We start from the raw sequence: 8,185 nt of genomic DNA, 5'->3' as shown, positions 1-8,185 counted from the left end.
GTCCTCAAGTGCGCCTTCGCCGGCAAGCCTGGCGCCTACAGGTACGGCTTGTCCCTGATTTATTACACATGAGATTTGCTCAAGCGGCCCTGCGGTTTTGTGCTTTGACCCGTTTCCCTTCCGCCGACTACAACAGCCACTCGCTTGTCATTCACGGGGGAACACCTGATGCCTGAGAGTAAAACCGCATTACCCGCCAGCCTGGCGATCACTCTGGCACTGTGTTGCGGCTTTTCGGTTGCGACCATCTATTACAACCAGACCATGCTGCCGTTGATTGGCGCCACGTTCAGCATTTCGGGCGCCCACGTCGGCCAGATCGCCATGCTCACCCAACTCGGTTACGCCCTCGGCTTGTTGCTATTTGTGCCGTTGGGCGACCGCGTAACCCGGCGCTCGCTGATCCTCGGCATGTTGAGCCTGAACTTCCTCAGCCTGATCGCCTCCGCCGTTGCGCCGACCTACTCCTTTTTGCTGCTGGCCAGTGTGGTGCTGGGGCTGTCAGCTGTCAGTGCGCAGATCATCATTCCCGCCGCCACTGCCCTCGCGCCCCCGGAGCAACGCGGTAGCGTGCTGGGCATGATGGTCAGTGGTTTGTCGGCCGGCGGTCTGTTGGCGCGGGCCTTGAGCGGCGCCGTCAGCACCTGGATCGGCTGGCGCGGCATGTTCTTCGCTGCCGCCGTGATGAACGTGATGCTGTTCATGGCGATCATGATCCGCATGCCGGTGACCGCACCGTCCAGCACCCTGCCCTATCTGGACCTGATGAAGTCAATGTGGAAACTGGTGCGCGCCCACCCGACCCTGCGTCGCTCCTCAGTCAGCGGTGGCCTGATTTTCGGTGCGCTGAACGTGTTCTGGGGGTCGATGGCCTCGTTGCTGTCGCTTGAGCCTTATCACTACTCCAGCGGCCAGGCCGGGCTGTTCGGGCTTTCGGCGATTGTCGGGATCGTCGCCGCCTCTTGGCTTGGCCGACTCACGCAGCACTACGGCATCAAACTCAGCTACCTGGGGACCGGCGCGGTGCTGTTGGCCTTCATTGCGTTGTATCTGGGTGGTGCAGGCGGTTTCTGGTGGTTGATCCTCGCCTGTGCCACCGCGCTGGACATCGGCAACCGGGCCAACCAACTGGCCAATCAGGCGCGCATTCTGGCCTTGGCTCCCGAGGCGATCAGCCGCTTGAACACGGTATTCATGGTCACCTACTTCACCGGCGGCGCGTTGGGGTCGGCCCTCGGGGCCAGCGCTGCCGAGTATCACGGCTGGCCAGGGCTGGCGGCGGTAGGTGCGTTGTTTGCGGTGTGCGGATTGGTCTCGATCTTTCATTCCCGACGCGCTGAAAAAAACGGCCCGTGAAGGACCGTTTCTCATTTCGTGCAGGTAACGGCACTTCTGTGGGAGCGGGCTTGCTCGCTCCCACAGGGTTTGTGTTTCTGGCATGAAAAAGGGGCGGATCATCCGCCCCTTTTTCATTGATGTCCGATCAACGCAACGGCTGCCCCCGCGTCTCCGGCATCCGCAGGTAAACCACCGCGCTGATTGCACTGATCACCGCCAGGTAAATCCAGAACAACCCGCCATAGCCCCAACCCGCCATGGCGGCCATCAGGTACGGGGCGGTGCCGCCGAACAAGGTCACCGACAACGCATACGGCAAGGCGATGCCCGTCACGCGAACCTCGGCCGGGAATTGCTCGGCCATGGTCACCGCCGAGGCGGCGCCGAAGCCGGTCATGATGACCATCGAGACGGTCTGGATCAGCGTCACTTCCATCAGGCTGATGCCGACGTGCAGTAAGCCAAAGCTCGGCCAGGCCCACAGGATCGAGGCGATGGCGAAGGCGATCAGCACCGGACGCCGCCCGACGCGATCCGCCAGTTTGCCGGCGAATGGCAGCAATACCAGCGACACACCAACGGAAATCACCCCGGCCAGCAAGGTGTCGCGGATCGACATGCCGGTGATCAAATGCACCTGGTTCGGATAGCTGACCATCCACACGTAGTTGAGCAGGTTGCCGGCCATGGCGATGCCGATCACGCGCATGGCATCGCGGCGATGGCTGAACAGCAGTTCGCGAATAGGGCGTTTTTTGCCGTGGCTGGCGATGCGCGATTTGAAGATCTCGGTTTCGCGTACCGACAGGCGAATCCATAGGGTGATCAAGCCCATCAGCGCGGCAATCACGAACGCGACGCGCCAGCCCCAATCGTAGAGCGCAGTGTCGCTGCCCATCGACGCCAGGGCAAAGCCGAGCAGGAAGGACACCAGCGTGCCGGCATTGATTGCAAACCACTGCCACGACCCGGCGAAGGCCCGGCGATGCGCAGGGGCCGACTCGATCAGAAACGCCGAGGCGGAGCCGAATTCGCCGCCCGCCGAGAAGCCCTGAACCAGCCGCGCCAGCACCAGGATGATTGGCGCGGCAATGCCGATGCTTTCATAGTTGGGGCAGATGCCGATCACCAGAGAGGCGACGGACATCAGCAGGATGGATAGCGTCAGGCCCTTCTTGCGACCATAGCGGTCAGCCAGTTGGCCCAGCACCGCGCCACCGATCGGGCGCATGATGAAGCCGACGGCGAACACGGCCAACACCGACAGCAAAGCGGTTGCCCCGTCACCGGCGGGGAAAAACTGCTTGGCGAGAATGGAGGAAAAGGTCGCATAGATGACCCAGTCTGTGTACTCGACGATGGTGCCCAGGGTCGCGGCGACAATCGCTTTTTTCTCTGCACTGTTGAGTTGTCGACCTTGGCTCTGAGTCGTGGCAGTGGCGTTGGATGCGGACGGCAGTTCGCTGTCCACCGTAGGGTAGTTGCTCATGGTTATGGCTCCCGTGGGCGCTATTATTGTTGACCTTTAGACGCGGCCTCAGTTGTTGCTACGGGAGAAATATCCAGCACCGTCAGCTTCTCGTGTAGCGAGTTTTCAGGGCGGTTCGATTGACTAAAAATCAACCCACTGTGTTGAGGTTTTCTCAACGCATACCCCTGTAAAACTCGGTTGAAGGCGCCCGCGCGAGCGAGGGTAAATGCAGGCAATCATGGGGCTGCCCACGACCTCCCCCATGCACCGCATCGACAATAAAAGTTTCGCGAGGAGAACCCGCAATGTTTGAGCAAACCAACAGCTTCATCGATGGACGCTCCGTGCCGCCGCTGGACGGCCAGTACGAAGACAAAATCGATCCACGCACCGGCGAAAAACTCAACGAAGTGGCCAGCAGCGGCCCGGCTGACGTGGCCATCGCGATCGATTCCGCCGCCGCCGCGCTGCAAGCCTGGCGTGACATGCGCCCGGCGGACCGCGGGCGCATCCTCAACGATTTCGGGCGTTTGATCCGCGCCAGCGAAAGCACCCTCGGTGCGCTGGAACGGGCCGAAACCGGCAAACCCGGGCGCGAGATGGCGACCCTGATGGACCTCACGGCGCAATACTTCGAGTTCTACGGCGGCATCGTCAATGTCATGGACGGTGAAGTGATCAACCAGGGCCCGAATTACCACGTCTACACCCGCCGCGATCCGTTCGGCGTGATCGGTGTGATCCTGCCGTGGAACGCTCCGCTGCATCAGGCGGCCCGGGCGATTGCTCCGGCGCTGGCCACGGGCAACACGGTGGTGGCGAAACCATCGGAACACACCTCGGCATCGCTGGTGGAACTCGCGCGCATGGCTGTGGAGGCCGGAATTCCGCCGGGGGTGTTCAACGTGATCGTCGGCAAAGGCAGCGTCATCGGCCCGGCCATGGCGCATAACCCTCACATCCGCAAAATCTCCTTCACTGGCGGTATTCGTGCCGGTCAGGAGTTGGGGCACATTGCGGCGGAGCGGATCCTGCCGTTGACCCTGGAACTGGGTGGCAAGTCGGCCAACATCGTGTTCGACGATGCCGACCTGGACGCCGCGGCCAAAGGCTCGACCCTCGCGTTCACCTGGAACAGCGGACAGTGGTGCGCTGCCGGGACCCGGTTGCTGGTGCAGGAATCGATCTACGATCGCTTCGTCGACAAACTGGTGGCCGAGGTCGGCAATCTGCGGGTCGGCCCGCAGGACGATGCGACGTCCGGTCCCATCACCACCCGCGCCCAGTTCGAGAAAATCCAGAGCTACTTTGCAATTGCCGAACGCGAAGGCCTGACCCCGGCCATCGGCGGCAAGGTGGCGAGCCATCCCGGCTTTGAAAACGGCTGGTACATCGAGCCGACCGTCTACACCGGCGTAACCAATGACATGACCCTGGCCCGTGAAGAAATCTTCGGGCCGATTGTGTGCGTGATTCCGTTCAAGGATGAAGCGGACGCGTTGCGTATTGCCAACGACAGCGAGTTCGGCCTGGGGGCCGGTATCTGGAGCCGTGACATTGGCCGGGTGCACCGGGTGGCCGCGAACCTTGAGGCCGGGCGGATTGTGGTCAACGAATACAGCGGCGGGTTCGTCCAGACACCGTGCGGCGGGTTCAAGCAAAGTGGTTACGGGCGTGAGCAAGGGGTTGATGCGTTGTCGCATTACACGCAGCTCAAATCAGTGATCATCCGCCTCTGACGTCCCGTCTAACACCCAAGGGTGCAGCCATTGCTGCACCCTTTTTTCGTCCTCAAATACACCGCCCTCCAGAGTGAAAGAAGTACCTGTGGCGAGGCACTCGACACAGGTAATTCTTTCACCACGAGTGAGCATCAGTTCATAGATCTAGGGGTTTACCAAAGCGCCAACGAGTAGGTCACAATCAAGCGGTTCTCATCGATATCACTGGAGAAATTGCTCCGCGCACTGGCGTTTTTCCACTTCAGCCCCAGGTCCTTCAACGGCCCGCTCTGAATCACATACCCCAACTCGGAATCACGCTCCCATTCCTTGCCGCCCTCCGCCCGGTTGCGCACGGTGACGTCGTCGCCCGACAGATAGCGGGTCATGAAGGTCAGGCCGGGAATTCCCACGGCGGCAAAGTTGTAGTCGTAGCGCGCCTGCCATGAACGTTCGTCCTGGTTACCGAAATCGTTGATCTGCACCAGGTTGACCAGATAGCCGTCGGTGCCGTTGATGTTGGCGAAACCGGTGTCGCCGCTCATGCGCTGATAACCCAGGCCCACCGCATGGCCACGGGCGCTGTAGGTCAACATCGCGCCCAGCGCCGAGTTGTCGACATTGCTGTTGCCCTCGTCAAGGCTACGCGCCCAGCGTAAATCCGAGTTCAAGGTCTGGCCTTCGCTGATCGTCCATTTGTGGTTCAGGGTCAGGTAGTGCTGCTGATACATCCCCTCCAGTTCACCGTAGTGATAGGCCGTGCTCAGCGCCGGCACCCAGCGGTAGGTGGCCCCGGCAAAGTCGAAGCGGTCACTGGTGGCGTGGCTTCCCAGGCGGATATTGCGCGACCCGCCGTTGAAAACGCTCATGTCTTCATTGTCGGAAGAGTTGCGCAAGTTGGTCTGGTCGAGTCGACCAAGGTCCAGGGACAGGTTGTCGAGGTCCGAGCTGTTGAGCCAGGCGCCGCGAAAGGTTTGCGGCAGCAGGCGTGAATCGTTGTACATGACCACCGGCATCCGAGGCAGCAAGGTGCCGACTTTCAGAGTGCTGCGCGCCAGGCGCAGTTTGCCGGTCAGGCCCAGTTCGCCGTAGTCATCCTCGGCTCGTCCACCCGGTCCACGCTCGGTATTGAGCAGCCCGGTGCCGGAGCGATCCGGTGATGAATCGAGCTTGACGCCCACCAGTCCGATAGCGTCGAACCCGACGCCGAGCATGCCGTCGGTGTAGCCCGATTCCAGCCGCAGGATGAAGCCCTGCGACCATTCCTCTGCCTTGCTTTGAGCGACGCCGGACTGACGAAAATCACGATTGAAGTAATAGTTGCGCAGCTCCAGGCTGCTTTTGCTGCCCTGAAGGAAATCGGCACAGGCCGGGTTCATCAGCGTGCTGGCGGCACTGCACAGCGACAGGCGCCATACCAGCGGGAAGCCCTTCCGGGCGTTGGAAAAGGGGCTGTTCATGGGTGTGTTTCTCTTATTGTTGTCAGGTTCGGCCACGGGCCAGACAGGCGCGTGACGGTCGATCCTGAAAGCCGCGCTGCCGACCGACAATCGAGAAAAACACGCCCTTCCCTTGAGTTTTAATCAAGTGGGTTTAGGCTTTGGTTTACGTACACTGCGCGCCGCTCCTCCCATAAGAACAAGAGTTGCTCACCATGGAACGTCTGCCTCCCCTGAATGCCATCCGCGCATTCGAATCCGTCGCCCGGCATTTGAGCATCACCCTGGCCGCCGATGAATTGAACGTCACCCCGGGCGCAGTCAGCCGGCAGATCCGCACGCTCGAAGAATTTCTCAAGCTCGACCTGTTCGTGCGCGGGCACCGCCAGATCACCCTGACCGCTGCCGGCGAGCAGTACTTCCGCGCGGTGGCCCGGGTGGTCGAAGACCTGCGCGGAGCCACCAAAAAACTCATGTCTCCACCGCTGCGCCGTCAGCTGAAAGTCCGCGCCTACACCACCTTCGCCATGCAGTGGCTGATCCCGCGCCTGGCAAGCTTCCACGCGCAGAACCCGAAGATCGAAGTGCTGCTGACCGCCTCCCTCGAGCCCGTGGACTTCTACAAGGAAGACATCGATGCCGCCATCCGCCTCGGCTCCGGTGAGTGGCCCAACTGCAATTGTCACGTGCTCAGCGATAACCAGCTGGCCCCGGTGTGCAGCCCGTCGCTGCTGCAGCATGGCCCAGGGTTGCAGACGCCGGCCGATATCGCCAACTACACCATGCTGCACTCGATCGCCCGCCTCGAAGACTGGCGTTACTGGCTGGAAGCTTGCGGGGTCAGTCGCGAAGTCGATGCCCACGCCGGCATGACTTATCAGAGTTCGTCGATGGTTTACGCGGCGGCGGTCGGCGGTCAGGGCATTGCCATGGCGCAGCTGTTTCTGGTGAACAAGGAACTGCAGGACGGCAGCCTGATCCGGCCGTTCGAACAGGTGGTGGACATGGGCGTCTACACCTACTACCTGCTGATTCCCAAGCACCGCGAGGAAAGCGAAGACCTGCGAATTTTCCGTGAATGGGTCCTTGAACAGGCACGCATCACCCGCGATCTGGCTTGAGCTTTGATCAAGGCACTGCGGCGTAAAACTGCTTTGTCGGTCATTTGTCACCGTGTCTAGCATGGGTCTCCATCCACAAGAAAGAGACCCGCCATGACCACCCCCGATACGCCTTCCATCGGTTTCATCGGCCTCGGCGCCATGGGCCAGAAAATGGCCCGCCATCTGCTCGACAAAGGCTTTGACCTGAACCTGTTTGATCCCAATCCCCACGCCTTGGCGCCATTGCTTGAACGGGGTGCGCGCAGCCATGCAACGCCTCGGGAAGTGGCGGACCACGCGCACATCGTGCTGGTCTGCGTGCCAACCCCGGACATCGTCGAAAACGTAGTGCTCGGTGCCGACGGCGTGATCCATGGTCAAAAGGTCAGCATTCTGGTCGACCACTCCACCACCGGTCCGAGCCTGGCCCGACGCCTGCAAGCGGCGTTGTCTGAACGCAACATCGCCGCCCTCGATGCACCGCTGGCCGGGGGTGTCGCGGGGGCGCAGAACGGCACGCTGTCGGTGATGGTTGGAGGTGATCGTGCCGCTTATGAGCGTTGCTCATCGGTATTCGCCGCCTTCGGCAAGAAGGTCGAACACATCGGCACCGAGCCAGGGCTAGGCCAAACCTTGAAGCTGGTCAACAACATGATCGTCGCCGCCACTCTGGTGGCCACCAGCGAAGCCATGTTATTCGGGGTCAAGGCCGGGCTCGACCCACGGCAGATGGTGGAGATGCTCAACGCCAGCACCGCGCGCAGTTTTACCAGCGAACAGATCCTGGCGGGCACCGTGATGCGCCGGGAATTCGACTTCGGCTTCCGCCTGGATTTGATGCGCAAGGACGTGCGGCTGTTTCTGGCCGAGGCGGAAAACACCGGAGTGCCGGCCTTCACCTCTTCGGTGGTCAAGCAGTTCTTCGATCAGGCCTTGAGCGAAGGTGACCCGGCGCGGGATATGACCCATGTGGTGCAGGTGCTGGAGCAGATGGCGGGCGTCGAACTCCAAGGCTGAGTTTAATTTCCACCGCAGATCCCCTGTAGGAGTGAGCCTGCTCGCGAAAGCGGTGTGTCAGTCGACATTGTTATCGCCTGACACACCGCTTTCGCG

6 protein-coding genes are annotated in these 8,185 nt (G+C 61.3%); 4 read left to right on the top strand and 2 right to left on the bottom strand.

Annotation, left to right across the window (positions count from 1 at the left end; genetic code table 11):
- The first annotated feature begins 168 nt into the window (after positions 1-168).
- The gene (locus QMX98_RS29505; RefSeq protein WP_010455228.1) at positions 169-1,356 is read left to right on the top strand and encodes an MFS transporter; all 1,188 of its coding nucleotides are present in this window, start codon (positions 169-171) and stop codon (positions 1,354-1,356) included.
- Positions 1,357-1,483: 127 nt separating this feature from the next.
- Here the strand turns inward: QMX98_RS29505 and QMX98_RS29500 are convergent, their stop codons facing one another.
- Positions 1,484-2,827: an MFS transporter gene (locus QMX98_RS29500; protein ID WP_010455230.1), complete on the bottom strand. Its 1,344-nt coding sequence runs from the start codon at positions 2,825-2,827 to the stop codon at positions 1,484-1,486.
- Positions 2,828-3,114: 287 nt separating this feature from the next.
- Between QMX98_RS29500 and QMX98_RS29495 the strand changes: the two genes are divergently transcribed.
- Positions 3,115-4,548, top strand: a complete 1,434-nt coding sequence (locus QMX98_RS29495; RefSeq protein ID WP_010455232.1) for an aldehyde dehydrogenase family protein — start codon at positions 3,115-3,117, stop codon at positions 4,546-4,548.
- Positions 4,549-4,703: 155 nt separating this feature from the next.
- Here QMX98_RS29495 and QMX98_RS29490 read toward each other — a convergent pair whose 3' ends face one another.
- Positions 4,704-5,990, bottom strand: coding sequence for an OprD family porin (locus QMX98_RS29490; RefSeq protein ID WP_282411793.1), 1,287 nt, complete (start codon positions 5,988-5,990; stop codon positions 4,704-4,706).
- 194 nt (positions 5,991-6,184) lie between these two features.
- Here QMX98_RS29490 and gcvA point away from each other — a divergent pair, with 194 nt between their 5' ends.
- The gene (gene gcvA, locus QMX98_RS29485; protein ID WP_010455236.1) at positions 6,185-7,090 is read left to right on the top strand and encodes a transcriptional regulator GcvA; all 906 of its coding nucleotides are present in this window, start codon (positions 6,185-6,187) and stop codon (positions 7,088-7,090) included.
- Between the two features lie 93 nt (positions 7,091-7,183).
- Positions 7,184-8,089, top strand: coding sequence for an NAD(P)-dependent oxidoreductase (locus QMX98_RS29480; protein ID WP_102594373.1), 906 nt, complete (start codon positions 7,184-7,186; stop codon positions 8,087-8,089).
- The last annotated feature ends 96 nt before the right edge of the window (positions 8,090-8,185 follow it).

It is taken from the genome of Pseudomonas sp. PS02303, assembly GCF_029959925.1.
GTDB lineage: Bacteria > Pseudomonadota > Gammaproteobacteria > Pseudomonadales > Pseudomonadaceae > Aquipseudomonas > Aquipseudomonas mandelii.
The sequence above is the reverse complement of the archived record's forward strand: the minus strand, read 5'-3'. Positions and strand labels throughout refer to the sequence as shown.